Origin of the sequence: Ruegeria sp. HKCCD4315 (genome assembly GCF_013112245.1) — a bacterium.
GTDB lineage: Bacteria > Pseudomonadota > Alphaproteobacteria > Rhodobacterales > Rhodobacteraceae > Ruegeria.
Genome location: NZ_WVRN01000001.1, coordinates 337,226 through 360,933 on the forward strand (window position 1 = coordinate 337,226; position 23,708 = coordinate 360,933).

27 protein-coding genes are annotated in these 23,708 nt (G+C 58.4%); 19 read left to right on the plus strand and 8 right to left on the minus strand.

All coding sequences use genetic code 11. The annotated features are described in order from the left end of the window. Positions 1 to 14: 14 nt before the first annotated feature. The 7 genes from GS646_RS01585 (at position 15) to GS646_RS01615 (ending at position 6,522) form a co-directional block, all read left to right on the plus strand. A complete protein-coding gene (locus GS646_RS01585) occupies positions 15 to 1,718 on the plus strand; it encodes an acyl-CoA dehydrogenase (protein ID WP_171183890.1) in 1,704 nt (567 codons plus the stop codon). Then, complete coding sequence (locus GS646_RS01590) at positions 1,718 to 2,764, plus strand: MBL fold metallo-hydrolase (protein ID WP_171183893.1); 1,047 nt, start codon at positions 1,718 to 1,720, stop codon at positions 2,762 to 2,764. Before GS646_RS01585 ends, GS646_RS01590 begins: the two co-directional genes overlap by 1 nt. A 6-nt stretch (positions 2,765 to 2,770) precedes the next feature. Next, positions 2,771 to 3,223 carry a DUF6173 family protein gene (locus GS646_RS01595; RefSeq protein WP_171093764.1) on the plus strand — a complete coding sequence of 151 codons (453 nt, stop codon included), beginning with the start codon at positions 2,771 to 2,773 and terminating at the stop codon, positions 3,221 to 3,223. A gap of 56 nt (positions 3,224 to 3,279) precedes the next feature. Beyond that, a complete protein-coding gene (locus GS646_RS01600) occupies positions 3,280 to 5,121 on the plus strand; it encodes a glycerophosphodiester phosphodiesterase family protein (RefSeq protein ID WP_371732008.1) in 1,842 nt (613 codons plus the stop codon). Beyond that, on the plus strand, positions 5,108 to 5,647 hold the full coding sequence (locus GS646_RS01605; protein ID WP_171183895.1) for a hypothetical protein: 540 nt from the start codon (positions 5,108 to 5,110) through the stop codon (positions 5,645 to 5,647). The genes GS646_RS01600 and GS646_RS01605 overlap by 14 nt, the downstream gene beginning before the upstream one ends. An 89-nt stretch (positions 5,648 to 5,736) precedes the next feature. Beyond that, entirely contained in the window at positions 5,737 to 5,871 is a 135-nt protein-coding gene (locus tag GS646_RS01610) for an aa3-type cytochrome c oxidase subunit IV (RefSeq protein WP_050604020.1), read from the plus strand. Between the two features lie 18 nt (positions 5,872 to 5,889). Continuing rightward, positions 5,890 to 6,522 carry a hypothetical protein gene (locus GS646_RS01615; RefSeq protein ID WP_171183897.1) on the plus strand — a complete coding sequence of 211 codons (633 nt, stop codon included), beginning with the start codon at positions 5,890 to 5,892 and terminating at the stop codon, positions 6,520 to 6,522. Here the strand turns inward: GS646_RS01615 and GS646_RS01620 are convergent. Next, a complete protein-coding gene (locus tag GS646_RS01620; protein ID WP_171183899.1) occupies positions 6,511 to 6,843 on the minus strand; it encodes an AzlD domain-containing protein in 333 nt (110 codons plus the stop codon). The two genes, GS646_RS01615 and GS646_RS01620, sit on opposite strands and share 12 nt — an antisense overlap. Next, on the minus strand, positions 6,840 to 7,553 hold the full coding sequence (locus GS646_RS01625; protein ID WP_171183901.1) for an AzlC family ABC transporter permease: 714 nt from the start codon (positions 7,551 to 7,553) through the stop codon (positions 6,840 to 6,842). Before GS646_RS01625 ends, GS646_RS01620 begins: the two co-directional genes overlap by 4 nt. Here GS646_RS01625 and GS646_RS01630 point away from each other — a divergent pair. The 5 genes from GS646_RS01630 to GS646_RS01650 are packed head-to-tail and all read left to right on the plus strand — an operon-like array spanning position 7,552 to position 12,286. Continuing rightward, positions 7,552 to 8,493 (plus strand): formate dehydrogenase accessory sulfurtransferase FdhD, encoded by a 942-nt coding sequence (locus tag GS646_RS01630; RefSeq protein WP_371732009.1) that lies wholly within the window; start codon positions 7,552 to 7,554, stop codon positions 8,491 to 8,493. The two genes, GS646_RS01625 and GS646_RS01630, sit on opposite strands and share 2 nt — an antisense overlap. After that, positions 8,486 to 9,142, plus strand: coding sequence for a molybdenum cofactor guanylyltransferase MobA (gene mobA, locus GS646_RS01635; RefSeq protein WP_171647405.1), 657 nt, complete (start codon positions 8,486 to 8,488; stop codon positions 9,140 to 9,142). Before GS646_RS01630 ends, mobA begins: the two co-directional genes overlap by 8 nt. Beyond that, complete coding sequence (gene mobB, locus GS646_RS01640; RefSeq protein WP_171647403.1) at positions 9,139 to 9,630, plus strand: molybdopterin-guanine dinucleotide biosynthesis protein B; 492 nt, start codon at positions 9,139 to 9,141, stop codon at positions 9,628 to 9,630. The genes mobA and mobB overlap by 4 nt, the downstream gene beginning before the upstream one ends. A 20-nt stretch (positions 9,631 to 9,650) precedes the next feature. After that, positions 9,651 to 11,696, plus strand: coding sequence for a gephyrin-like molybdotransferase Glp (gene glp / locus GS646_RS01645; protein WP_171647483.1), 2,046 nt, complete (start codon positions 9,651 to 9,653; stop codon positions 11,694 to 11,696). Continuing rightward, entirely contained in the window at positions 11,693 to 12,286 is a 594-nt protein-coding gene (locus GS646_RS01650) for a GNAT family N-acetyltransferase (protein ID WP_253746494.1), read from the plus strand. Before glp ends, GS646_RS01650 begins: the two co-directional genes overlap by 4 nt. On the opposite strand, the gene GS646_RS01655 is transcribed toward GS646_RS01650, so the two are convergent. The 3 genes from GS646_RS01655 to GS646_RS01665 all read right to left on the minus strand — a co-directional run bounded on the left by GS646_RS01655 (position 12,283) and on the right by GS646_RS01665 (position 14,378). Further along, positions 12,283 to 13,278 (minus strand): hypothetical protein, encoded by a 996-nt coding sequence (locus GS646_RS01655; RefSeq protein ID WP_171183907.1) that lies wholly within the window; start codon positions 13,276 to 13,278, stop codon positions 12,283 to 12,285. The genes GS646_RS01650 and GS646_RS01655 overlap by 4 nt on opposite strands. A gap of 14 nt (positions 13,279 to 13,292) precedes the next feature. After that, the gene (gene greA, locus GS646_RS01660) at positions 13,293 to 13,763 is read right to left on the minus strand and encodes a transcription elongation factor GreA (protein ID WP_171093746.1); all 471 of its coding nucleotides are present in this window, start codon (positions 13,761 to 13,763) and stop codon (positions 13,293 to 13,295) included. A 234-nt stretch (positions 13,764 to 13,997) separates the two neighbouring features. Next, complete coding sequence (locus GS646_RS01665; RefSeq protein WP_171183909.1) at positions 13,998 to 14,378, minus strand: VOC family protein; 381 nt, start codon at positions 14,376 to 14,378, stop codon at positions 13,998 to 14,000. Positions 14,379 to 14,461: 83 nt separating this feature from the next. Here GS646_RS01665 and soxR point away from each other — a divergent pair, with 83 nt between their 5' ends. From soxR to GS646_RS01685, 4 genes are all read left to right on the plus strand, one after another. Further along, on the plus strand, positions 14,462 to 14,917 hold the full coding sequence (gene soxR, locus GS646_RS01670) for a redox-sensitive transcriptional activator SoxR (protein ID WP_171647400.1): 456 nt from the start codon (positions 14,462 to 14,464) through the stop codon (positions 14,915 to 14,917). Between the two features lie 136 nt (positions 14,918 to 15,053). Continuing rightward, positions 15,054 to 16,703, plus strand: a complete 1,650-nt coding sequence (locus GS646_RS01675; protein WP_171105493.1) for an electron transfer flavoprotein-ubiquinone oxidoreductase — start codon at positions 15,054 to 15,056, stop codon at positions 16,701 to 16,703. Between the two features lie 146 nt (positions 16,704 to 16,849). Then, a complete protein-coding gene (locus GS646_RS01680; protein ID WP_171184245.1) occupies positions 16,850 to 18,520 on the plus strand; it encodes a tetratricopeptide repeat protein in 1,671 nt (556 codons plus the stop codon). Continuing rightward, positions 18,510 to 19,331: a 4-(cytidine 5'-diphospho)-2-C-methyl-D-erythritol kinase gene (locus GS646_RS01685; RefSeq protein ID WP_171183914.1), complete on the plus strand. Its 822-nt coding sequence runs from the start codon at positions 18,510 to 18,512 to the stop codon at positions 19,329 to 19,331. The genes GS646_RS01680 and GS646_RS01685 overlap by 11 nt, the downstream gene beginning before the upstream one ends. Here the strand turns inward: GS646_RS01685 and GS646_RS01690 are convergent. Further along, the gene (locus GS646_RS01690) at positions 19,324 to 20,322 is read right to left on the minus strand and encodes a polyprenyl synthetase family protein (protein ID WP_171183916.1); all 999 of its coding nucleotides are present in this window, start codon (positions 20,320 to 20,322) and stop codon (positions 19,324 to 19,326) included. The genes GS646_RS01685 and GS646_RS01690 overlap by 8 nt on opposite strands. A 56-nt stretch (positions 20,323 to 20,378) precedes the next feature. Between GS646_RS01690 and GS646_RS01695 the strand changes: the two genes are divergently transcribed. From GS646_RS01695 to GS646_RS01705, 3 genes are all read left to right on the plus strand, one after another. After that, positions 20,379 to 20,594 (plus strand): DUF2007 domain-containing protein, encoded by a 216-nt coding sequence (locus GS646_RS01695; protein WP_152456800.1) that lies wholly within the window; start codon positions 20,379 to 20,381, stop codon positions 20,592 to 20,594. Then, positions 20,591 to 21,355, plus strand: a complete 765-nt coding sequence (locus GS646_RS01700; protein ID WP_171647398.1) for a tRNA1(Val) (adenine(37)-N6)-methyltransferase — start codon at positions 20,591 to 20,593, stop codon at positions 21,353 to 21,355. The genes GS646_RS01695 and GS646_RS01700 overlap by 4 nt, the downstream gene beginning before the upstream one ends. 131 nt (positions 21,356 to 21,486) lie before the next feature. Continuing rightward, positions 21,487 to 21,651: a YdcH family protein gene (locus tag GS646_RS01705; RefSeq protein ID WP_083445267.1), complete on the plus strand. Its 165-nt coding sequence runs from the start codon at positions 21,487 to 21,489 to the stop codon at positions 21,649 to 21,651. Here GS646_RS01705 and GS646_RS01710 read toward each other — a convergent pair. Continuing rightward, positions 21,648 to 22,514: a DMT family transporter gene (locus GS646_RS01710; RefSeq protein ID WP_171183920.1), complete on the minus strand. Its 867-nt coding sequence runs from the start codon at positions 22,512 to 22,514 to the stop codon at positions 21,648 to 21,650. The two genes, GS646_RS01705 and GS646_RS01710, sit on opposite strands and share 4 nt — an antisense overlap. Further along, positions 22,511 to 23,458, minus strand: coding sequence for a transcriptional regulator GcvA (locus GS646_RS01715; RefSeq protein WP_171183922.1), 948 nt, complete (start codon positions 23,456 to 23,458; stop codon positions 22,511 to 22,513). The genes GS646_RS01710 and GS646_RS01715 overlap by 4 nt, the downstream gene beginning before the upstream one ends. Positions 23,459 to 23,708: the final 250 nt, after the last annotated feature.

The window sequence follows — 23,708 nt, forward strand, 5'->3', positions numbered from 1 at the left end:
GTTCGAGAGTTGTCATGCCCTATCGCGCCCCAATCTCAGACTATCAGTTTCTGCTGGACCATGTGGTCGGGTTCGACCAGATCGCTGCGACCGAAAAATTCGCCGAGGCCAGCGTCGATGTGGTGAGCGCAATCCTGACCGAAGCCGGAAAGATGTGTGAAGAGGTTATGGCCCCGTTGCAGCGCACTGGTGATCTGGATCCTGCGCGTCTTGAAAACGGCGTGGTCAAAAGCCCCGAGGGATTTGCAGCGGGCTGGAAGGCGATCGCCGAGGGGGGGTGGATTGGCATGAGCGGTGATCCCGAACACGGTGGAATGGGCTTGCCGATAACGATCGCAACAGCGGTGAACGAGATGATGAGCGCAGCGTGCCTGTCCTTGCAGGTCGCGCCGTTGATGAGCCAGGGCCAGATTGAGGCGCTGGAACATCACGCCAGTGAAGACCTTAAGGCCCTTTATTTGCCCAAATTGATGTCGGGTGAGTGGTCGGGAACAATGAACTTGACCGAACCACAGGCTGGTTCGGATGTGGGCGCATTGACCACCAAGGCTGAGCCGAACGGTGATGGGACGTATGCGATCACAGGACAAAAGATTTACATCTCGTGGGGTGACAACGACTTTGCCGGGAATATCTGCCACCTGGTGCTGGCCCGTTTGCCGGATGGTGTGCCCGGCACAAAAGGAATATCCCTGTTCTTGGTGCCAAAGCACCTGCCGGATGCAAACGGGAACCCTGGCGCAGCCAATGACCTGCATGTGGTATCTCTGGAGCACAAAATGGGCCTGCACGGCTCACCCACCTGTGTGATGCAGTATGATGGAGCCAAAGGCTGGCTTGTTGGACAAGAGCATGGTGGCATGGCCGCAATGTTCACCATGATGAACAACGCGCGTCTGGGCGTGGGCGGACAGGGCGTCGGCGTTGCGGAAGGCGCTTATCAACATGCGCTGGCTTATGCGCAGGATCGCAAGCAGGGCAAAACGCCTTCAGGTGCAATCACCGACCATGCGGATGTGCGTCGCATGCTGATGGACATGCGGGCTGATGTTTTCGCGGCGCGTGCCATTTTGGTGTCCAATGCTGCCGCGATAGACATGGCCGAGGCCACCGGAGACGCAGACTGGGTTGCGCGCGCGGCCCTGTTGACGCCGATTGGCAAAGCGTTTGGAACGCAAACAGGCATACGCGTGGCCGAAACCGGTGTTCAGGTGCATGGCGGCATGGGGTATATCGAAGAAACCGGGGCCGCGCAGTTCTATCGCGATGTCCGGGTGACTGCGATTTACGAAGGTACAAACGGAATTCAGGCGATGGATCTTGTCGCACGCAAGATGATGGATGGGGGCGAGGCGGCGTCGAACCTTCTGGACGAGATAGAGGATCAGGCCGAGCGCGCCCGCGCCACTATGCCCGATTTGGCCGGTCCGGTCTGGGAGGCCACTGAAACACTGCGCGAGGCGACCGAATGGCTTGTGGCGCAGAACAATATGAACGACCGCTTTGCAGGTGCGGCGGCGTATTTGCAGGCTTTTGCCCGCGTGCTGGGCGGGCATTACCACCTGACCGCAGCTCTGGCTGACCCTGATGGACCACGGGCCAAGTTGGCGCGATACTATATCAACGCTTTGCTTCCCGAGCATTCTGGTCTTTTGGCCCGTGCTCAGGGTGGGGCGGATGATCTTTTTGCGCTGAGCGTGGACGAGTTGGCAGCCTGATGGACGGGGATCGCGTATTGGGAATCAGAAATCCGTGGGCCGAACCGCCCGCACCGGGCGAGGCTATCCAGATTGCCGAGGGGGTTCTTTGGATGCGCTTGCCGCTGCCAATGGCTCTGGATCACGTCAATATCTATGCTCTGGACGATGGTGATGGCTGGACGGTAATTGACACTGGCCTGTCATCGAACAAGACACGGCGCATCTGGCAGACCCTGATGGATGGCCCGTTGTCGGGCAAACCGATAAAACGCGTGGTTGTCACGCATCATCACCCCGATCACGTGGGCAACGCCGGGTGGCTTCAGTCGGAACACGGGGCTGAGCTGGTGACCAGCAGAACGTCATGGTTGTTTGCTCGGATGCTGACGTTGGATGTGCAAGAGACATGGCCGCAGGAGACGCTTGATTTCTATCGCAGTGCTGGCATGTCACCCGAAGTGCTGAACGCAAGAATGCAGGATCGCCCATTCAATTTTGCCGACACCGTCTATCCCATGCCGCTGGGCTTTACGCGCATACAGCAGGGCGACGTGATCCGCATGGGCGGGCGCGATTGGGATGTGCATATGGGCAATGGCCACGCCCCGGAACATGCCACGTTCTGGAGTCGCGATGACAATCTGGTTCTTAGTGGCGATCAGATCCTCAGCTCGATCAGCCCCAATCTGGGTGTCTATGCAACCGAGCCCATGGCCGACCCGGTTTCAGCTTGGATGGAGGCGTGCGAGCGACTTCAGACGCTGGCCCGGCCGGATCATCTTGTTCTGGGGGGTCACAAACTGCCCTTTACCGGTCTGCCGTTGCGCATGAAACAGCTGATCGACAACCACCACAGCGCGTTGGAGCGTTTGCTGGACCATCTGGACGAACCGAAATCCGCCGCCGATTGTTTTCTGCCGCTATTCAAACGCACAATCCGCGACGGTGAATATGGGCTCGCGCTGGTCGAGGCGGTTGCACATATGAACCATCTCTATCACATTGACGCTGTGACCCGAACGCAGCGTGCTGACGGGGCTTGGCTGTATCAGCGCAAAGGGTAGAAAAGAATGCAGGACCAGATTGAAACCTCGGCCGAGGCTGCCGAAGCCGCCGCTTTGCCGCGCTGCCACGAGGTTCATGCCGATCCAAAAGCCGAATCCGGTACCAAAACCCTTCCTGAGCCTTTGAACAAGCCGGTGGAAAACAAAAGCCCCGCGCAATGGGCTTATGAGCGACTGATCATGTATATCCAGAACTTTGAAAAAACACTGGATGGCGACCACGAGGTCGCAATGGGCTTTACCGGTGGGGATGCTGGCGTGATGCGGATCGAAGGTATGGGATATTTCGACCCCGATATGATCACGTTCTATGGCTCGGACGGGGCAGGGGCCCGCACGCAATTGGTGCAGCATGTCAGCCAGTTGAACGTGATGCTGCGCGCGTTGCCCAAATCGGTCGAAGATAAGCCCGCCAACCGTATCGGATTCCGTCTGGCTGCTGATCTGGAAGACAGCTGACTTGCAATTCACGCTTGCGCGCCTTTGAATGAGTGCATCATTTCGGAGGCCGCCGCGTGAGCAGATTTTTTCAAGCCGTTTCACATGCCTATGCCGGGGCCTGGGCCCGGCGTATGGTCTTTGTCCCGATTTATATTGCTGTGCGTCTGCTGCTGGTGGCGCTGATCGCGCCAGGTGTCGCGGTGGCGGTCAACTTGGCGGTTTCGCTGTCGGATCAGACGGCGCTGACGGATCAAGACATTGCAATGTTCCTGTTGTCTCCGGCAGGGTTTATCGCGGGCATCGCGGTTCTCAGCCTGTTTTTGCTGGCCGAAGTCTTTGTGTTCTCGGTCATGGCCGGGTCTTTGCGCATGGGCGAAAGCGACCCTTGGCGCGCGGGCAGCGCGGCGCTGGCGCTGAACCTGTCCCGCTTTCCGGCGCTGTTTGGGTTTGCGGTTCGGTTTATTTTGCGCGTGCTGTTGCTTGCCCTGCCATTTGTGGCCGCCGCGGGGCTGATCGCGTGGTGGACGCTGACGGAATATGACATCAACTACTACCTGACTTTCCATCCGCCCGCCTTTCAGGTGGCGGTGGTCCTGATTGGATTGGTGGTTCTGGCGCTGGCTTGGGTTTTGATCCGACGTCTATCCGGTTGGGCACTGGCCCTGCATCTGGTGCTGTTTGAAGATGCGTCGCCACGAGTGGCTTTCTCGCAAAGCGAGCAGAGGATGGAAGGCCAGCGTGGGCGATTAAAGATCGAACTTGCCCTGTGGCTGGCGACGCGGCTTGTCATTGCGGCTTTGATCGCAGGGGTGGCCAGCCTTTTGTTTGCGCTGGTGCCGATACAGGAAGGCGGCAGCCTAAGGCTTGCGCTGATCTTCAGTCTCATCATCGCAGGGCTTTGGTCTTTGGCGGGGTTGGTTCTGGCGGCGACTGCGTTGGGCGCACTTGCCGTTTTGCTGGATGGTTTTTTTGACTCAGAGGCCAAGGAAGTTGCTCACCCTGAACCCAGGAAAATCCGCGCGCCCGTATTTTTAACCGTCGCAGCGGCGCTGGCCGCATTGGGTATTGGCCTTTGGTTCGGGCAGGGCCTGCTGGCACGTGTGCAGGCTCCGGATCACGCCGAGGTGATCGGCCACCGGGGTGCGGCGGCAATTCGGCCTGAAAACACCATGGCTGCGGTGTTGAAGGCGATCGAGGATGGCGCGGATTGGGTCGAGATTGACGTGCAGGAAACGGCCGATGATGTGGTCATCGTGGCCCATGACAGCGATTTCATGAAGCTGGCAGGCGTCAACCTGAAGGTCTGGGACGCCACTATGGAGGACGTGGCCGACATCGATATTGGCAGCTGGTTCGGGCCGGAATATGCCTCGGAACGCACGCCGACCCTGCGCGAGGTTTTGGAAGCGGCCAAGGGCAAGTCCAAGGTCCTGATTGAGCTGAAATACTATGGTCACGATGTCGATCTGGAAAATCGGGTGATCAATCTGGTGGAAGAACTGGGGATGCAGGACGACATTGCCACCATGTCCCTGAAGTATCCGGCGGTGCAAAAGATGAAAAAGTTGCGCCCCGACTGGCGGTCCGGCGTGTTGGCGGCCACTGCCGTTGGGGACCTGTCGGGCCTGGAAGGCGAATTCGTCGCGGTCAATGCAGGGATGGTGACACCGGGTTTGATCCGCAAGGTGCAGGATGCGGGCAAGGATATTTACGTCTGGACGGTGAATGATCCGTTGCAGATGTCCAAAATGGCCTCGATGGGTGTGGACGGGTTAATCACCGACCGCCCTGCAATGGCCAACGAGGTCTTGCGCGTGCGCGCTGAAATGGGGCCGGGTGAGCGGTTGTTGCTGTGGCTAGCAACAACGTTTGGATTGCAGGTCGATACTGAGGCAATGCGCGATGAAAGCCCTTAATTTAGCATTGTTCGTATCATTGCTGCCTCTGCCTGCCTTGTCTCAGGATTTGATGCGCAGTTTTGAGATGCCGTCGCACCGCGCGCTGGTGGATCAAAGCTTGGACGCCGCATTGATTGCTTTTGAAACAGATGGCTGTTCGGGCGGACTGTCGGCCAGTTGGCGCTGGGTAGCCAAGCAATTTCCGCAAGTTGGTGAACTGTATGAAGAGCACCCACCGTGGGAATACTGTTGCGTGACCCATGACCAAGCCTACCACAACGCGGGCGGCGCGGTGACGGCACAGGAAAGCTATGATGCGCGTCTTGCAGCGGATGATGCCTTGCATGCTTGTGTGGTGGAACACGGAAATCGCTATGCTGAAGATTACGCCGACCGTTACGACATGACGCCCAAGCAGATTCGCGACGTGCACGCGATTACAGCGGATGCGATGTATGGTGCCGTGCGATTTGGCGGTGGGCCATGCAGTGGCCTGCCGTGGCGGTGGGGGTTTGGGTATCCGGGGTGTTCGATCCTCAGGTAAGCATACCCTGCGCGCGAATGACGTGGTGACAGGCGTTTGGTTTTCTATTATCCAACAGATCAAACACGCGAACTGGGATTCTGAGACTCATGGCTGAACACAAGCACGGCGAAATGGACATCACCGTCCAAACCAAAACTTTCAACGGTTTCATCAAGGCCACCACATGGTGTGTGGTTGCGATTGCTTTCCTGTGTCTGTTCCTGGCGGTTTTCGCCTCCTAAGCATTTCGGGTGGCAACGTTGTTCAGGGTTTTGATCGCCTGCCTTCTGGCAGCAACTGTGGCTGGCTGCGCAAGCTCGAATCGCCCGCAAGCGGATCGAGCAGAAATTGTTGCGCGATCCTACAGCGCGCAGGGTCCATCGACGCTGACACTGTACACGATGATCAACACGCGCACTGGTTCGGGTGCGCATACATCCTTGATGATTTCGGGCAGCGAACGGGTGATCTTTGATCCAGCCGGTTCGTTTCGTGCGGACGTGGTTCCGATAAAGGACGACGTTCTTTATGGCATTACCCCGGCGGTCGAGCGAGCTTATCGCAGCTCACACGCCCGCGAGACGCACTATGCCCGCATTCAGACAATTCAGGTGACCCCGCAGCAGGCTGAAATTGCCCTGCAACTGGCCAAACAATCCGGCCCGGTTGCCGGGGCGTTTTGTACCAATTCAACCGCGCAGTTGTTGAAGCAGGTGCCGGGGTTCGAACAGATCGAAGTCACCTTCTACCCTGTGAAACTGTCGGATCAGTTCGGTCAAATTCCAGGTGTCGTAACGCAAGAGTACCGTGAAAATGACGATGCCGATCTGCAAAAAGGGTTGGCTGCGAACAATGCGCTTCTCAACCAGATAGACGCGGATTCAAGTCAGTAGATACAGCAATCCATACAGCGTGGCGGCCCCCGAAAAGATGGCCGCCAGAACGTTTTTGCTGATCACCCCCACAACCAATGCAACGGCTGCCGCTGACATGCGGGGCAGGTCCGGTTGACCTTCGGTGGCCGAGGGCCAAACGACCAGAGGCGCTATCAGGGCGGGAAGAATGGCGACGGCCGTATAGCGCAGGTGACGCAGCAGCCAGGGCGGCATCGGGCGATCGCCCACAAGCCCGATAAAGGTAAATCGCAGCGCGTAACTGCCCACCGCCAGGCCCACAATAATGATCCACATGGTGGTCGGGTCGATCTGGGTCATGACGGCGACCTCCGTTCCAGCATCAGTTCGGCTTGTGCACCGGCCATCATCCCGGCCATCCCGGCAATCAACAGACCCAGATTGTACGGCACACCCACTGTCAGCAGCGCGACGACTATGGCGACCAGGGCCGCAATTACATGTGCCAGGGTGCGCATCATCGGACCGACCATGGCCAGAAAAGTAATCGGCAGAGCAAAATCCAGCGCCCAACTTTCCGGGATTTGCGCGCCAAGGACAGCGCCGATGATGGTCGCCAAGATCCAAAGCGGCGTGATCGGTGTAACCGAGCCGAAAAAATATGCCATGCGCTGGGGGATTGTCAGGTCAGGCTCTTTCTCGAACCGCACAATCGAACAGGCATAAGACTGATCAACGATCAGATAGGCGGCACAGGCGCGCTGCCACAGGGGGGTCGCACCCAGATAGGGCGTGAGCGACGCGGAATACATCGCGACCCTCAGGTTCACGGCCAGCGCCGAGATCAACACGATTATTGTTGGAGTTTGATCCTGTAAAAGTTGCAGCGCCGTGAACTGGGCGGCTCCGGCAAACACCGTCGCCGAAAAGGCGATGGTTTGAACAATATCCAACCCGGCTTCGGTCGCGAAAACGCCGAACAACAGACCAAAGGGGACGGCGACAAAGACAAAGGGCGTCCCGTCTCGAAAACCTTTCCAGAAGTACGACTTGGATGTGGCAGTGGCCATGGCTAAATCCTATGGTGACGCATGCAGCAGTAACTGTCTTGAGAAGGGGTTGCAATTGGCCACGGAACTCGACCTGTCAGACTATCTTATCGCGCCCGATCCCGGCGCCGCTCGCCTGACCCGTGCGGTTGTGGGTGTGGACCAGAACGGCGAGGTCAGCCAGATCTCGGTGGTCGAGGAACGCCCGTTGACGATCTTCCTCAATTCTCAGGAAATCGTGACGGCTATGACGATTGGTGACTATCCCGAATATCTGGCGCTGGGCTTCCTGCGCAATCAGGGGATGCTGCTTACGGATGATCAGATTACCCGTGTGGAGTATGACGACGAGCTTGAGACCGTTGTTGTGCGAACAGCGCGCGAGACATCATACGAAGACAAGCTGAAGAAAAAGACCCGGACCAGCGGCTGCGCCGTCGGAACGGTGTTTGGCGACATGATGGAGGGGCTTGAGGACGTGCAGTTACCGCAGGTTCAGGTGCGAACCTCATGGCTCTACGATCTGGCCTCTAAAATCAACCGCACGCCGTCGCTGTATCTTGAGGCGGGGGCAATTCACGGCACGGTCCTGTGTAATGAAAACCGCCCGCTGGTCTACATGGAGGATGTGGGCCGCCACAACGCCGTCGACAAGATCGCGGGTTGGATGTTGTCCGAAGGCGAGGGTGCGGCGGACAAGATCCTTTACACTACAGGTCGCCTGACATCCGAGATGGTGATCAAAACAGCTATGATGGGTATCCCTGTATTAGCGTCTCGTTCGGGTTTCACCGCTTGGGGCGTCGAGATCGCGCGCGAGGTTGGGCTGACCCTGATTGGCCGGATGCGCGGACAGCGCTTTGTCTGCCTGTCGGGCGAGGACCGCCTGCTGCGCGACGTGGATCCGTCAACCGTTGCGGTCGAAGACAAGAAGCATCGTCGGAAGAGTGCCAATGAGTGACGTGGAAGAAAAGCCTTTGGGCGTCATCCTCGCAGGTGGACAGGCGACCCGGATGGGCGGCGGTGACAAGGGCCTGTTGCAGATCAATGGGCAAAGCTTGCTCTCACATGTGATTGACCGTTTGTCGCCACAGGTCAGTGGGCTGGCTCTGAACGCCAACGGCGACCCCGAGCGGTTTTCCGACCTGAACCTGCCTGTGCTTCCTGACACAATCGAAGGGTTTGCGGGGCCTTTGGCCGGGGTTTTGGCCGGGCTCGACTGGGCGGCAGAGCAAGGCGCGGACAGCATTGTGACCGCTGCTGCTGACACGCCGTTCTTCCCACGCGATTTAGTGGTGCGGCTGCAAGATGCAGCAGCGGGGCAGGCGCACCCTCTGGTTCTGGCCACAACCCCGCGCACCGGGGACGAGGCGCTGAAATCCGGCGGTGGCAAGCGGGTTAACCGGCATCCAACCTTTGGCCTCTGGCCCGTCGCGCTGCGCGACGATCTGCGGGCGGCGCTGACGGACGGGCTGCGCAAGGTGGTGCTGTGGACTGATAAACATGATGGGCGAGAGGCTTTGTTCGACGCCGACCCGTTTGACCCGTTCTTCAACGTCAACACGCCGGAAGATCTGGATCGCGCCCGAACATTGTTGGAGCAGGCATGAGGGTCTTTGGCGTCACCGGCTGGAAGAATGCTGGCAAAACCGGACTGATGGAACGGCTGGTGGCCGAGATCACAGGCCGGGGCGTTACGGTGTCGACTGTCAAACATGCGCATCACAGTGTCGATGTGGATCAACCCGGCACCGACAGTCACCGCCACCGCATGGCAGGGGCCAGTGAAGTTCTGCTTGCCTCAGGTCAGCGCATTGCCGTGATGCAAGAGCTGCGCGGCACGCCAGAGCCCCCTTTGGCCGATCTGTTGGCCCGGCTTTCACCGGTTGATCTGGTGCTGATTGAAGGTTTCAAGCGCGAAGACCATCCCAAGATCGAAGCTTTCCGCGCTGAGGCGGGCCATGCGCTGATGGCCCCAAAGAACAAGACCATTCGGGCCGTGGCCAGCGACACTCCGCTAGATCTGGACCGCCCGGTTTTCGACTTGGACGACACTGCCGGAATTGCCGACTTCATCCTCAAAGAGGTCGGTTTGTGAGTCTGTTCCAGACCTTTGCCATGGTGGATTGGTCTGGCGGAAACGACACCGGGCCGACCCCGCGCAAAGATGCGATTTGGGCCAGCATTGTGCGTGAAGGGCGTTTTTTAGAACCCGAGTACCTGCGCAACAGGGAGGTCGCCGAACAGTGGCTTCAGGCCCTGATCCGTACCGAGCTTGAGGCCGGTCGCCGCCTGTTTCTGGGGTTCGATTTCCCGTTTGGCTATCCAACGGGGTTTGCCCGGGCGGTGACGGGTTCGGACGACCCTCTGGTTTTGTGGGACTGGTTCGAGCGGCATATTGAGGATACGCCCAAGGCGAATAACCGATTTGATCTGGCAGGCCGGATCAACCTGAAGTTTGGCGGAAAAGGCCCGTTCTGGATGAACGGTTTGCGTCGTGACATCGACGGTCTACCGCGCAGAAAAGCGGACTATTCCAATCCTTTCCCGGACCGCCGCGATGTAGAAACCTTGGCCAGGGGCAGCTTTACCTGCTGGCAGATGGCAGGTGCGGGGGCTGTTGGCGGGCAGGTGATGATGGGGCTTCCGGTTCTAAACCGCCTCCGCCACCTTTTCGCGGGAAAGATCGCGGTCTGGCCGTTTGAAACACTGGATAAGCAAGTTGCTTTTGTAGAAATCTGGCCCTCGCTCAACTTAGGCAAACCTCCTCAGGGAAGGATCAAGGATGCCTGGCAGGTCGAACAGGTCGCCTTGACTCTGTCACGTTTGACAGAGCAGGAGTTGGATGCGCAATTGAATGTCTCAGCGGCAGAGGAAGGTTGGATATTGGGTGTAGCTCAGGACAAGCCGAACATAGCCCCGCCGCCATTGCGAAACGATTGTTTCGCGTTGCCTGCCGGGGTGGAGTGGACACCTGTAGACGAGGCGTTGGCCTATCTGCGCGACAGATTGCATCCGATCACGTCAGTGGAAACGCTTGAGCTGTCCAAGGCAAGTGGCCGCATTCTGGCCGAGGATGTGATCGCCCAACGCTCAAATCCGCCCCAGCCTAACACGGCAGTGGACGGGTTCGGGTTTGCGGGTCCCGTCCCGGAAGGCGCTCAGGTCATGCCGTTGATTGATGGGCGCGCGGCGGCGGGAATACCGTTTGATGGTCACGTGCCCGACGGCCTGGCTTTGCGTGTCCTGACGGGCGCAGCACTGCCTGATGGTGTGGACACGGTTATTCTGGAAGAGGATGTCACGGTCCAAGACGGCCATATTGCCTTCCGCGGCCCGCTGAAAAAAGGCGCGAACACGCGGCGCGCGGGCGAAGATGTGGTGGCAGGTGATGTGGCTTTGCCCGCCGGGCGTCGGTTAACTCCTGCCGATCTCGCGTTGCTGTCTGCTGTGGGTATCGCGCAGGTGAATGTGCGTCAGCCGTTGCGTGTGGCAGTGGTCTCGACCGGTGATGAGTTGATCGAACCCGGAGAAAGCGCAGGTCCGGGACAGATTTTCGATGCCAACCGCCCGATGCTGCTTTCGTTGATCGAACGCATGGGATTTGTGCCAGTTGACATGGGGCGTGTTGCAGATGATCGGAATGCTTTGAGGGACCGGTTGGATCAAGCCTCAGCACAGGCTGATGTGATCCTGACCAGCGGAGGCGCATCAGCAGGCGATGAAGATCATGTGTCCGCCTTGTTGCAAGGGGCGGGGGCGATGCAGCACTGGCGGATCGCGTTAAAGCCAGGGCGCCCACTGGCTTTGGGTTTGTGGTCAGGCGTGCCGGTGTTTGGCCTGCCGGGCAACCCGGTTGCTGCCATGGTCTGCACGTTGATCTTTGCGCGTCCTGCGCTGGGCTTGATGTCAGGCGGAGGCTGGACGGAACCGCAAGGGTTTGACGTTCCTGCCGCGTTCGAGAAACGCAAAAAACCGGGCCGCCGTGAATACTTGCGCGCCCGGATGCGCGATGGACGGGCCGAAGTGTTTCATTCGGAAGGCTCGGGCCGGATCAGTGGCCTCAGCTGGGCCGAAGGGCTGGTCGAAATCGAAGATGGCGCGCGGCAGATCAAACCGGGCGATACCGTGCGTTTCATACCGTATGGGAGCTTTGGTATTTGAGCATCGCGATTTCATCCGGCTTCGCTGATAACGAACGCGCGCAGGCAGCGGCGCTGTTCTGGCAGGCGTTTTCGGCCAAGCTGCATAAGGTCATGGGGCCAGATGAAAAGGGTTTGGCCTTCATTGAAATCGCTTTGAACCCGAATTTCGCGCTCGTCGCGCGCGATGACGCGGGTCATATGTTGGGGCTGGCGGGGTTCAAAACGCGCGACGGCGGTTTGGCTGGTGGCAGTATGTCTGATCTTGCCGGAACCTATGGCTGGTTCGGGGCCGTGTGGCGCGCCTGCATATTAAGCCTGCTGGAACGTGAACTGAAACCGGAGGTCTTTCAGATGGACGGAATATTTGTCGCTGCTGATGCCCGAGGCAGAGGTGTGGGTACGGCCCTTTTGAATGCCATTAAACAAGAGGCCCGCGATCAGGGCATGTCCGAGGTTCAGCTGGATGTGATCGATACCAACCCGCGCGCCCGGGCCTTGTACGAGCGCGAAGGGTTCCGGCCAGTGGGTGAGGAAAAAACCGGGCCGCTCAAATACCTCTTCGGCTTTAGCAGCGCGACCAAGATGTCTTGGCCGGTGGCACATTCCTAGTCGAAGGTTCCTGCCACGCGACCCAGCAACATAAAGGCCCTTGCAGTACGCGTTTCACCCAGCGCGCTGAGTTCCGCGTCGCTTGCGTTGGGTTCGAACTCGGCCATCATCTTGTCAAAACGGCGAAGAAAATGATGGGCAGCGTCGCGGAAAATCGGGTCCTGTTTCATCCGTGCTGCTGTCAGCGCCAGTGAGGACCTGTCGCGGACGCCTCCTAACGCGGCCACAGCGCGACCGCGTGTGCCTTGGGCGAATTGGCGCCAGATTTCTGGCCGGGCCATGTCGGGACGCAGGTCATCCATATAGATGCCTTCCTGGCTGAGCAGCGTCAGAACGTCCTGCGAGGCTTGCACAAGCTGCGCTGTCTTGCGGTCTTTCAGCGCGACGCGCAGGGCGTTGAACCCTTCGGTATCATCCTGCGTTTCCGGGAAGTTCAGAGCCCGGATGAAAATGGCTGTGCTGAGCGGCGGCGCGATGTCTTCCGCAGGCGTTCCCAGCTCCAGCGAGGTTTGGTCGCCAGGGGCAGAGGCCTGCGTCGCACTGGCGGTCGGACTGGTGCGCTTGGTTGAAAACGTCGCCAGCGCGTTTTCCGTTTTCCGGGTGGCCGCAGCGATCTCGTCCAGCTTTTTGCTCACAGCAGGTTCATAGGTGCTCGAGGCCCGCTGCTGCTGCGCCACATAGGCCTGCCGGATGGCATCAATCGCCGTTTGCAGCCGTGCGCTTTCTTCGCGCATGACCCGGCTGGCACGCATTGCCGTAGCTGCGACCCAGATCATGGCCACGGGCATAAACACCGCCAGAAAGGTAACGATGAACCCACCGTTTTGACCCTGTTCCGGAAGCACCAGAAAGACAACCGACACCACCAGCCAGATCAAGCTGAGCACCAGTGCGGCAATCTCAATTTCAGTCAAAGCCGGTGTCTTTGGGCGATCATAGATGCCCAGCGAGGTCGGTTTTTCAGTTTCCGGGTCAGGTTTGGGCCCCGACATTACATGCGCTCCGGTCAGGCGTACTCGATACTCAGAATTTCATAAGAACGCACGCCGCCGGGGGTGCGCACTTCAACACTGTCGCCTTCGTCCTTGCCAATCAGGGCACGGGCGATGGGGGATTTGATGTTCAGCAGACCGGCTTCAATATTGGCCTCGTACTCGCCAACGATCTGCCAGGTTTTCTCTTCATCAGTGTCTTCATCGACCAGGGTCACCTTTGCGCCGAACTTGACTGCCCCAGACAGCTTTGCCGGATCAATGACGTCGGCCAGCGACAGAATGCCTTCCAGCTCTTTGATGCGACCTTCGATGAAACCCTGCTTTTCACGGGCCGAGTGATACTCGGCGTTTTCCTTCAGGTCGCCCAACTCGCGTGCCGAAGCAATCGCTTCGATGATCGCCGGGCGTTCAACGGATTTGAGGTTCTTCAGCTCAGCCGCAAGCGCGGCATTGCCCGTAGGCGTCATCGGGATCTTTTCCATACTCTCTACGTCCACGTATAAATTGAGTCGCCCCGCCGCACGGAAGCGTCGGGGCGAATGTAGGGTTGGCAGTTACCTGACCCAAATACTGCGTGAATTGCAAGAGGGGACAGCAGTTGCAGCGATCAATTCGCGACTTCGCGCCGTCGTGTGGATTTTGGCTGCGGTCTGTGGCGATGATCAGGGTGCCGGGATCTGTGCCATCGCTGCGAAGGGGTGCAAAGCCACATCATCTCAATCATATTGTACAACCTCGAATTCGATACCGTTATCGTCACGGAAGTAAAACCTGCGCCCCGGTTCGTAATCCGCGTGGTTATGAGGCTCAAACCCTGCTTTTCGAACTTTGGCTTCGGTCGCATCGATATCTTCCACCAACACGCCCACATGATTGAGGCCGCCAACAACGTCATAGCTGCTGTTGGCCAGGGGTTTGGGGTCTTGCGGCGCATACAGCGCCAGATATGTATGCGTACTGCCCACATGGACAGTGTAGCCACCCAAGGTTGCCGGCCCTTCCCAGCGGGTTTTCCAGTCAAAGACCTGCTCCATCCATGCGGCTGAAGCCTGCGGGTCGCGGACAGTGAAGTTGGTGTGTTCAAGCGTTGCCATCATGGGATCTCCTGTTTTTAGGCTTGTCCCGACTCAAGCTAATTTCTAAACCTAACTTTAGGTCAAGGTATTTTTTTGAGGATGTGATGGCTGTTTCAGAAGGGCTGGCAATCGGTGCACTGGCCCGGCGTACCGGGCTGGCGGTGTCAGCTATCCGTTACTATGAGGCGCAGGGCTTGATCTCGCCATGGCGCAACTCGGGCGGACAGCGGCGCTATCAGCGCGCAGATATCCGACGGTTGAGCTTTGTGATGATTGCGCAGCAATTTGGTCTGACCCTGCCCGAAATCCGCGAGGTGCTGTCGGGTCTGCCTGGAAACCGCACCCCAACGCCGCAGGATTGGAAGGCCATAAGCGTGCAGTTGCGCGCTCATCTGGATCAGCGAATCGATACGCTGACGCGGTTGCGCGACAATCTGGATGGGTGCATCGGGTGTGGGTGTCTCAGCCTGCCAAAATGTGCGCTTTACAACCCCGATGACCGGGTAAAATCCAATGGTAGCGGTCCCAGGTATCTGATGGGGGACACACCAGAGGCTTGAAGTGTCGAATAGCGGCATTGTTACGCCGTGTTTCGATTGACCAAGGTCTTTGCAACCATGTAATCAGCCGTGAAACAAAATTGCGCCGACCGCATGTAGAAAGCGCCAATTCGGAAAGTTAGCTAAGGAGCCCGCGATGGCCGAGATTGAACGCGAAGCGATGGAATACGACGTGGTGATCGTGGGTGCAGGCCCCGCGGGCCTGTCGGCGGCCATCCGTCTGAAACAGCTGGATGCCGACCTGAACGTTGTTGTTCTGGAAAAAGGCTCGGAAGTTGGCGCGCATATCTTGTCGGGTGCGGTGCTTGATCCCTGCGGTCTGGACGCTCTGATCCCCGATTGGAAAGAAAAGGGCGCGCCGCTGAACGTGCCTGTGCACGAAGATAACTTTTACATGCTGGGCGAAGCCGGCAAGCTGCGTATCCCCAACTTCCCGATGCCGCCGCTGATGAACAACCACGGCAACTACATTGTCTCGATGGGCAATGTCTGCCGCTGGATGGCGGAACAGGCAGAAGAGCTTGGCGTTGAGATTTTCCCGGGCATGGCGTGTTCGGAACTGGTCTATGGCGAAAATGGCGAAGTCAAAGGCGTTGTCGCCGGTGTCTTTGGTCTGGAAGCTGACGGCTCGTACGGGCCTAACACTGAGCCGGGCATGGAGCTGCATGGTAAATATGTCTTCCTGTCGGAAGGCGTGCGCGGCTCGCTGTCCAAAGAAGTTATTGCCAAATACGATCTGCAAGCTGGCAAAGAAGTGCAGAAATACGGCGTTGGCATGAAAGAGATCTGGGAGATCGACCCGGCCAAGCACAAAGAAGGTTCGGTCACGCACACAATGGGTTGGCCGCTGGGCAGCAATGCGGGTGGTGGGTCGTTCATCTATCATCTTGAAAACAATCAGGTCTATGTCGGTTTCGTGGTTCACCTGAACTACAAGAACCCGCACCTGTATCCCTACATGGAATTCCAGCGCTTCAAGCACCATCCAATGGTGGCCGACCTGCTGAAAGGCGGCAAGCGCGTGGCCTATGGTGCGCGTGCGATCACCGAGGGCGGCTATCAGTCGATGCCTAAGCTGGTGGCACCGGGTGTGGCGCTTCTGGGTTGCTCGGCGGGCATGGTCAACGTGCCGCGCATCAAGGGTAACCACAACGCGATGCTGTCAGGTAAGGCTGCGGCAGAGGCCGCGTTCGACGCCATCAAGGCCGAGCGTTCGGGTGATGAGCTGGCCGCATACGAGACCGAAGTGCGCGATGGTCCCATCGGCAGCGACTTGAAGAAGGTCCGCAACGTAAAACCAATCTGGTCGAAATGGGGTCTGACCGCATCGCTGATGCTGGGCGGTCTGGACATGTGGACCAACACGCTGGGCTTCTCGCTGTTCGGGACGGTCGGACACGGCAAAAACGATGCAGACTCGACCGAAGATGCAAGCAAGCACCAGCCCATCGACTACCCGAAGCCCGACGGTGTGCTGTCGTTTGATCGCCTGACCAACGTGTCCTTCGCCGCGACCAATCACGAGGAAAGCCAGCCTTGCCACCTGCGCCTGGCCGACCCCGAAGTGCCGGTCAAGGTCAACCTGCCCAAGTTTGACGAACCAGCGCAGCGCTATTGCCCGGCTGGCGTTTACGAGGTGGTCGAGGATGAAACGGCGGGCCCGCGATTCGTCATCAACTTCCAAAACTGCGTGCACTGCAAAACCTGCGACATCAAGGACCCAAGCCAAAACATCACTTGGACCACGCCGCAGGGTGGGGACGGTCCGAACTATCCCAACATGTAAGCAAAAAACTGGGCACTGGCAGGGTCGTGAAGGCTCTGCCATTGCCTCTTGCCAGCCAAAGCCCTAGCTTGTTTGTCAGTCAACGATAGCAAGGCAGGATTTCGGTGGTTTCCCTGGTTCGTCGCGCGGCTCTGTCCGTGCTGCTCATGTCGTCGGTCGCAGTCCCGGCATTCTCAGACTCGGGCGCAGGGTCGTATCTGGCCGGGCGGCAGGCAATTTACGAAAGTGATTATACCGCTGCCGAGCGGTACTATGCACAGGCGCTGAAGTTCGATTCACAGAACCCGTTGCTTTTGGAAAGCGTTGTGGTGGCACGCCTTGCGCTTGGCGAGATTGAACGTGCCTTACCTGTTGCTGAGCAGATCGAAGAAGCGAACCTGCCCAGCCAGGCCGCGCGCATGGCGATTGCGGCCAATTTGGTTGCAGATGGCAAGTATGACGTCCTTTTAACGCGCAATCCGGAAACTCAGGGCGTTGGACCGCTGGTGGACGGGTTGATGGTCGCCTGGGCCCATTTGGGCCAGGGTGAAATGACCAAGGCGATGCAGCAGTTCGATACGGTAGCCACGCAAGACGGCCTGAAAGAGTTTGCGTTGTATCACAAGGCCATGGCATTGGCCTCGATCGGCGATTTTGAAGGGGCCGAGGCCATCTTTGCAGACAATGACGGTGCGGTGGCGCGTTTTACGCGTCGGGCGGCTTTGGCGCGAGCCGAAGTGCTGTCCCAGCTGGATCAGAACGAAGACGCCCTTCAGTTTCTTGAGGACGTATTTGTTGCTGGTAGCGACCCGACCATCGAAACCTACACCAGCCAGCTGGAGGCGGGTGAAACACTCCCCTTCACCCATGCCCGCTCGGCGCGGGATGGCATGGCCGAGATTTTCTTTACCGTTGGTGCCGCGCTGAACTCTGAGGCGTCGCCGGACTACGTTCTGCTCTATACACGATTGGCCAGTTTTCTACGCCCTGACCACGTGGATGCCATTCTGTTGAGCGCCGATCTTCTGGATCAACTGGAGCAATATGATCTGGCGGTTGCGGCCTATCGTATGGTCCCTGCGGACAGCAACGATCATCACGCGGCCGAGTTGGGTCGGGCCGAGGTTCTGGACCGCTCAGGCAAAACCGATGCCGCCGTTGAGGTTTTGCAAAACCTTGCAGCACAAGACCCTGACCTTCCGGGTGTGCACGTGGCTTTGGCCGATCTGCAGCGACGTCAGGAAAACTATCAGGCGGCAGTGACGTCTTATGACACGGCAATCGGGCTGACGGACAACGCAGCAGGCGGCAACTGGTTCTTGCACTATGCCCGTGGCATCAGCCATGAGCGGCTGAAACAGTGGGATCAGGCCGAAGCTGACTTCCGACGAGCACTTGAGCTGAACCCTGATCAGCCGCAGGTTCTGAACTATCTGGGCTATTCGCTTGTCGAGCGTAAAGAGAAATTGGACGAGGCGCTGGACATGATCCAGCGTGCCGTCGCGGCCCGCCCGGACAGTGGCTACATCGTCGACAGCTTGGGCTGGGTCCTGTTCCGTCTGGGTCGTTATGACGAAGCGGTCGAACAGATGGAGCGCGCTGTTGAGCTGATGCCTGTCGATCCGGTGGTGAACGACCATCTTGGCGATGTCTACTGGGCCGTAGGCCGTGCGCGCGAGGCTGAATTCCAGTGGAAACGGGCGCTGTCCTTCATTGATCCCGAGGATATGGATGGTGAAGCCGACCCAGAGCGCATTCGCCGCAAGATCGAAGTTGGGCTGGATGCCGTTTTGGCCGAAGAAGGTGCAGAGCCTTTGAAGGTCGCTAATGGAAATTAAGGCGTTTGCGCCAGCCAAGATCAACCTGACCCTACATGTGACCGGCCGCCGGACAGATGGCTATCACCTGTTGGATTCATTGGTGGTTTTTGCTGATTTGGGCGATCAACTGACGTTCAAACCCGGCCCCGCATTGTCCATGGATGTACGCGGCGAGTTTGCCGATGGCGTCCCCGCGGACAGCCGCAATCTGGTGTGGAAAGCTGCCGAAGGTGTGGGTTGGACCGGGCATATCGATCTCAGCAAGTCCTTGCCCCACGGAGCGGGCATTGGGGGCGGCTCGTCAGATGCTGCGGCCACGCTTGGGGCTTTGGCTGGGCAGGGTTATGACGCTCCGCCGGACCTGCCCCTGTCACTTGGGGCAGATGTGCCCGTCTGTCAGGAAGGCCGAGCGATCAGAATGCAGGGCATTGGTGATCAACTGGGTGCTGTAAACCTTCCGCCCTTGCCCGCGTTGTTGGTCAACCCGAATGTGCATGTGCCAACTGGGGCCGTTTTCAAGGCACTGGCCAGCAGAGACAATCCGCGGATGCCTGAGCATATCCCTGAGTTTCAAAACGCCACCGACTGCGCCTTGTGGCTAAGCGATCAGCGTAACGATTTGGAAGTGCCCGCCACGGGCGCTGCGCACAAGATTGAACAGGTTCTGGACACACTGCAAACGACAAATCGCGCCCTCATCGCGCGTATGTCGGGGTCAGGGTCAACCTGCTTTGCGCTGTATCCGACGATGAAAGACGCGCATTTCGCAGCCTATGAGATCGGCGCAGCGCATCCTGATTGGTGGTGCCGCGCCACTCAGCTTAATTGAGACGCGAGACCACGTAGTCTGCCAGTTCACGCAGCAGGCTGCGAATTTCGTGATCCGGCAACACATCCAGCGACGCCTTGGCCTTGTTCGCCCAACCCAAGGCGTCCTGCCGGGTCTCTTCCAGCGTGGCGTATTTGCCCATCAAGCGCAGCGCATGATCCAGATCGCCCTCCTGTTGACGGCCTTTTTCAATCGTCCGCTCCCAGAATGCGCGCTCGTCCGGTGTTGCTTGGGCCACGGCTTTGATCACCGGTAGGGTCAGCTTGCGCTCGCGGAAATCATCGCCCACGTTCTTTCCGGTTGCTTTGCTGTCGCCCTGATAGTCCAGCAGGTCGTCTGCGATCTGGAAGGCAATCCCCAATGAATCGCCGTAATCGAACAGAGCTTTAACTTGTTCTTCCGAAGCGCCAGCGATCACACCACCCACTTCGGTTGCGGCGGAAAACAGGGCGGCTGTCTTGCCGCGAACGACCTGCAGATAGACGCTCTCATCCGTACGCAGATCGGTAGCTGCTGTCATCTGCAGCACTTCGCCTTCGGCAATCGTGGCCGAGGCGTTGGCCAGAATGTCCAGCACCCGCAGCGAGCCGGTTTCGACCATCAGCTGGAAGCTGCGTGAAAACAGGTAATCGCCGACCAGAACGCTGGATTTGTTGTCCCACAGCAAATTTGCAGTGGGACGACCGCGCCGTTGGGCGCTTTCGTCTACCACATCGTCATGCAGCAGCGTCGCGGTATGGATAAATTCGACCGTGGCCGCAAGCCGCACATGGTGATCACCGGTATACCCAAACAAGCGCGCCGCCGCCAATGTCAGCATCGGACGCAGTCGCTTTCCGCCCGCTTCCACAAGATGTTGTGTCACCTCTGGGATTCGTGGCGCATGGTCCGACGCCATCCGCGTGCGGATCAGGCCGTTCACGGCCTCCATCTCGCCCGCCAACAATTCGGCGAGGCGCTCATGCGGTTTTGAAATCATGTCGACGGTCATCACACTCCTGATACAAGGCTCGACTTCCGCCTCGCCTTGCCCTTACATCCATCCCCATGAAAGAACTATTGCGCAGTACCGATCCGACAATCCTGGCCTTTGCATCCGCTCTTCTTGAAGGCGAGGATATAGACTGCTTTCAGATGGACGTAAATATGAGCATCCTCGAAGGTGGTATCGGAATCTTTCCGCGCCGCCTGATGGTGCGGTCCGAAGATCTGACTCGCGCCGAACGTGTGATGCGCGATAACGAGATTCCGCTGGGCCGATGACCCGCTTTGAAGACAAAGAACTGACCCGTAACAATTTCCTGGGTGGCCGGGTTCGACTGCTGCAACCCGAAGCCGGTTATCGCGCTGGCGTAGACCCCGTTTTTCTGGCCGCGTCAGTGCCTGCCCGGACCGGCCAGTCGGTGTTAGAGCTGGGCTGTGGCGCGGGGGCCGCTATTCTGTGCCTGTCCGCTCGGGTGCCGGGTCTGAAGCTGACCGGGGTCGAGTTACAGCCCGCCTATGCAGATTTGGCGCGTCGGAACGCAGAAATGAACGGTGTAGATCTGGATTTGGTCGAAGCAGACCTGACAGCTTTGCCAACAGCCATTCGGCAGCGTCAGTTCGATCACGTCATTGCCAATCCCCCCTATTACCGCGCCGGAGCACATAGTCGCGCCAACGACACCGGCCGCAGCATCGCGTTGGGAGAAGACACACCTTTGCAGGACTGGATTTCAGTGGCGGCCAAACGTCTGGCTCCGCAAGGGTATCTGCATATGATCCAAAAGGCAGATCGCCTGCCGGATATGATAGTGGCCTGCACGGGCAGGCTGGGGTCGGTTGAAGTGTTGCCTCTTAGTGCACGTACAGGTCGTGAGGCCGAACTGGTGATTTTACGGGCGCGCAAAGGCGGTCGTGCGGCATTTCGCCTCCACGCACCTTTGATTCTGCACAAGGGTGAACGCCATGAAATGGATGGTGAAAGCTATACCGAGCAGGTTTCTGCGGTGCTTCGGCAAGCCGCCCCATTGCCCCGGTTCTGACGTCAATCGGCAATGACCAGCCGATTTTGTCGGATTTATTACAGATTCTGTGCTTGTGCAGCGTGACAGGGTGGAAACGATGTGGTCAACTTCTTACGTGAACTATAGACACGTAAACAAGGAGGATCGCAATGAGCGTGAGCGCACATCTGACGGAACTGAAGAAAAAGCACGAATCTCTCGGTCTCGAAGTGGAACAAGCCCAACGCTCGCCGGGCATTGATGATCTCCATATTGCTCAGTTGAAGAAACAAAAGCTTAAACTGAAGGAAGAGATCGAACGCCTGTCTGCCTAAGATTTCAGGCTGGCGCGGGCCGCGATCAGGGCCCCGCCGGTGATCAACAAGGCCGCGATCGCAAGCCCCCAGGATGGGGCGGCGATCCCGGCCACAACCAAAGCCAGCGTTGACAACAAAGGGGCCGCGTAAGACGAGGTTCCCAGCATTTGAATGTCGCCTTGCTTGACCCCGATGTCCCACACATAGAATGCAAGCCCGACAGGCCCAAGGCCAAGCGCCAGAACCGAGGCCCAGCCAAGGGGCGTTACCGGAAACACTGTGTCTTCCAAAGCCACATGCAGCAGGCCAGATGCCAGCGCGGCTGCTAGGCAAAACACTGCGACCGAACTGGTGGGCGTGTCGCCCAGCTTGCGGGACAGAACGGAATAGCCTGACCATGTCAGAGCGCAGAGCAACGCAAGTGCATATCCGGGCAAGTGTTGGGCCTGAAAGCCTGCACCGCCGCCACCCGCGATAATTACGGCGGCCCCTGCAAATCCAAGACAGGCCCCGATCATATGCCCAACACGTAGATGTTCGCCCGGCAGCAATCCCGACATGAGCACGATGAGCAAAGGCCAGAGATAGGCGATCAGCCCAGCCTCGGCAGCTGGGGCCATGCGCAGGGCGGAAAAGTAAAGGGCGTGATACCCGAACAGACCCAAGGCTCCAAACAAGTAGGTGGTCCAGGGAACGCGTTTCAAACTGCTCAACCCGCCCGTGGCAGCGGCCCAGATCAATCCAAGCGTGCCACCAATCGTAAAACAGATTGTGTTCAGCAATAGGGGCGGCGTGGGAGCAGAGCCGACCGTGAACAAAGCCAGCAAAGCCCAAAGCAAGACGGCCACAAAACCGATGGCAGTTGCGCGCATTTTGGTCATCGGTTGGAAACCTCTTCAATCGGTATGATCTTGAACTCATCCGATATATGCGCGGTTTTTTCAATCTCGGTCAGGAACCAATCGCGAAACGCCGCGATCTGAGGTTTCTTCTCGGCCCCTGGAAGACAAAGAAACCGGAAACGCCCCTGTGTTTCCAAAGCCACCTTGAACGGGGCGACCAAACGGCCTTCGGTCAAGTCCTTGAGAATCATGGCGCGTCGTCCAAGCGCCACGCCAACTCCTGCGACGGCGGCATCAATCGCGTGATCGGCATTTGAAAAATGCGCGCCATGGGTCGGGGTGAAATCGATCCCTACTGCACGGAACCAAGCGGGCCAGTCGCAGGGCGGGGTCAGGAAATTGATCGAATCGTCATGGATCAACGGGGCGTGCCGCAAGCTTTCCGGAGTGTCGAATTGTTCTGCCAGTTCCGGTGTCATGACCGGGGTCAGCCATTCCTTTCGCACAGGGACGGAATACAGCCCTTCGTCAGCGGAATTGCCAAAGCGGATGGCGACATCCACATCGTCCCGCTCAAGGTCCATATTGCGCAGAGTGGCCGAGAACTTCAGATCGATCTCAGGGTGTGCGCGGGCAAACTCGTAAAGCCGCGGTGCCAGCCATTTGGCTGTTAGTGCGGGACCGGCGGTCACAGTCAGGCTGGTGTCATCTTCCTGCCTGCGCACGGCGCGCCAAGCGGCTTGCAATGTAGCAAAGCCTTCGGCAGCACCAGGTGCCAGAGCGCGCCCGGCCTCTGTCAGCTCTACGGCCCGATTCAGGCGGCGAAACAACGGTCGGCCCAGATGTTCCTCAAGCGACTTGATCTGAAAGGACAGGGCCGCTGGCGTCACATGCAGCTCCGCCGCGGCTTTTGCGAAAGACATATGCCGGGCCGCGGCGTCAAACGCACGGAGCGCGGTAAGCGGGGGAAGATAGTCGCTCATAGTGAAGTAAATCTTAACTGAACACCCAAGAAAGCTCGTTTGTAGCTTTACCACGTAACCCTCATATTCATCTCAGGTCAAACAAAACTGATTTGAATAGGAGACGGCCATGATCGAGATGACGACAAATCCCGCCGCCCAGATGGCGATCCTGCGCGCTCACCAAGAACGCAGCCGTGTGGTTTGGCAGTTTTGGAAACGTATTTTCGGTTCCCGCTGATCGCAGCGCGCGCGATCTTACGGGATAAAA

Excerpts from the sequence above, each read along its gene's own strand:
- GS646_RS01715 (WP_171183922.1), bottom strand. The coding sequence starts at position 23,458 with ATGAGCGACTATCTTCCCCCGCTTACCGCGCTCCGTGCGTTTGACGCC.
- GS646_RS01630 (WP_371732009.1), top strand. The coding sequence starts at position 7,552 with ATGGCTAAATCCTATGGTGACGCATGCAGCAGTAACTGTCTTGAGAAG.
- GS646_RS01680 (WP_171184245.1), top strand. The coding sequence starts at position 16,850 with ATGTCGTCGGTCGCAGTCCCGGCATTCTCAGACTCGGGCGCAGGGTCG.
- GS646_RS01605 (WP_171183895.1), top strand. The coding sequence starts at position 5,108 with ATGAAAGCCCTTAATTTAGCATTGTTCGTATCATTGCTGCCTCTGCCT.
- GS646_RS01700 (WP_171647398.1), top strand. The coding sequence starts at position 20,591 with ATGACCCGCTTTGAAGACAAAGAACTGACCCGTAACAATTTCCTGGGT.
- GS646_RS01610 (WP_050604020.1), top strand. The coding sequence starts at position 5,737 with ATGGCTGAACACAAGCACGGCGAAATGGACATCACCGTCCAAACCAAA.
- GS646_RS01585 (WP_171183890.1), top strand. The coding sequence starts at position 15 with ATGCCCTATCGCGCCCCAATCTCAGACTATCAGTTTCTGCTGGACCAT.
- soxR (WP_171647400.1), top strand. The coding sequence starts at position 14,462 with ATGGCTGTTTCAGAAGGGCTGGCAATCGGTGCACTGGCCCGGCGTACC.
- mobA (WP_171647405.1), top strand. The coding sequence starts at position 8,486 with ATGAGTGACGTGGAAGAAAAGCCTTTGGGCGTCATCCTCGCAGGTGGA.
- GS646_RS01690 (WP_171183916.1), bottom strand. The coding sequence starts at position 20,322 with ATGACCGTCGACATGATTTCAAAACCGCATGAGCGCCTCGCCGAATTG.
- GS646_RS01695 (WP_152456800.1), top strand. The coding sequence starts at position 20,379 with ATGAAAGAACTATTGCGCAGTACCGATCCGACAATCCTGGCCTTTGCA.
- GS646_RS01705 (WP_083445267.1), top strand. The coding sequence starts at position 21,487 with ATGAGCGTGAGCGCACATCTGACGGAACTGAAGAAAAAGCACGAATCT.
- GS646_RS01665 (WP_171183909.1), bottom strand. The coding sequence starts at position 14,378 with ATGATGGCAACGCTTGAACACACCAACTTCACTGTCCGCGACCCGCAG.
- GS646_RS01710 (WP_171183920.1), bottom strand. The coding sequence starts at position 22,514 with ATGACCAAAATGCGCGCAACTGCCATCGGTTTTGTGGCCGTCTTGCTT.
- GS646_RS01590 (WP_171183893.1), top strand. The coding sequence starts at position 1,718 with ATGGACGGGGATCGCGTATTGGGAATCAGAAATCCGTGGGCCGAACCG.
- greA (WP_171093746.1), bottom strand. The coding sequence starts at position 13,763 with ATGGAAAAGATCCCGATGACGCCTACGGGCAATGCCGCGCTTGCGGCT.
- GS646_RS01675 (WP_171105493.1), top strand. The coding sequence starts at position 15,054 with ATGGCCGAGATTGAACGCGAAGCGATGGAATACGACGTGGTGATCGTG.
- mobB (WP_171647403.1), top strand. The coding sequence starts at position 9,139 with ATGAGGGTCTTTGGCGTCACCGGCTGGAAGAATGCTGGCAAAACCGGA.
- GS646_RS01655 (WP_171183907.1), bottom strand. The coding sequence starts at position 13,278 with ATGTCGGGGCCCAAACCTGACCCGGAAACTGAAAAACCGACCTCGCTG.
- GS646_RS01625 (WP_171183901.1), bottom strand. The coding sequence starts at position 7,553 with ATGGCCACTGCCACATCCAAGTCGTACTTCTGGAAAGGTTTTCGAGAC.
- GS646_RS01620 (WP_171183899.1), bottom strand. The coding sequence starts at position 6,843 with ATGACCCAGATCGACCCGACCACCATGTGGATCATTATTGTGGGCCTG.
- GS646_RS01685 (WP_171183914.1), top strand. The coding sequence starts at position 18,510 with ATGGAAATTAAGGCGTTTGCGCCAGCCAAGATCAACCTGACCCTACAT.
- GS646_RS01595 (WP_171093764.1), top strand. The coding sequence starts at position 2,771 with ATGCAGGACCAGATTGAAACCTCGGCCGAGGCTGCCGAAGCCGCCGCT.
- glp (WP_171647483.1), top strand. The coding sequence starts at position 9,651 with ATGGTGGATTGGTCTGGCGGAAACGACACCGGGCCGACCCCGCGCAAA.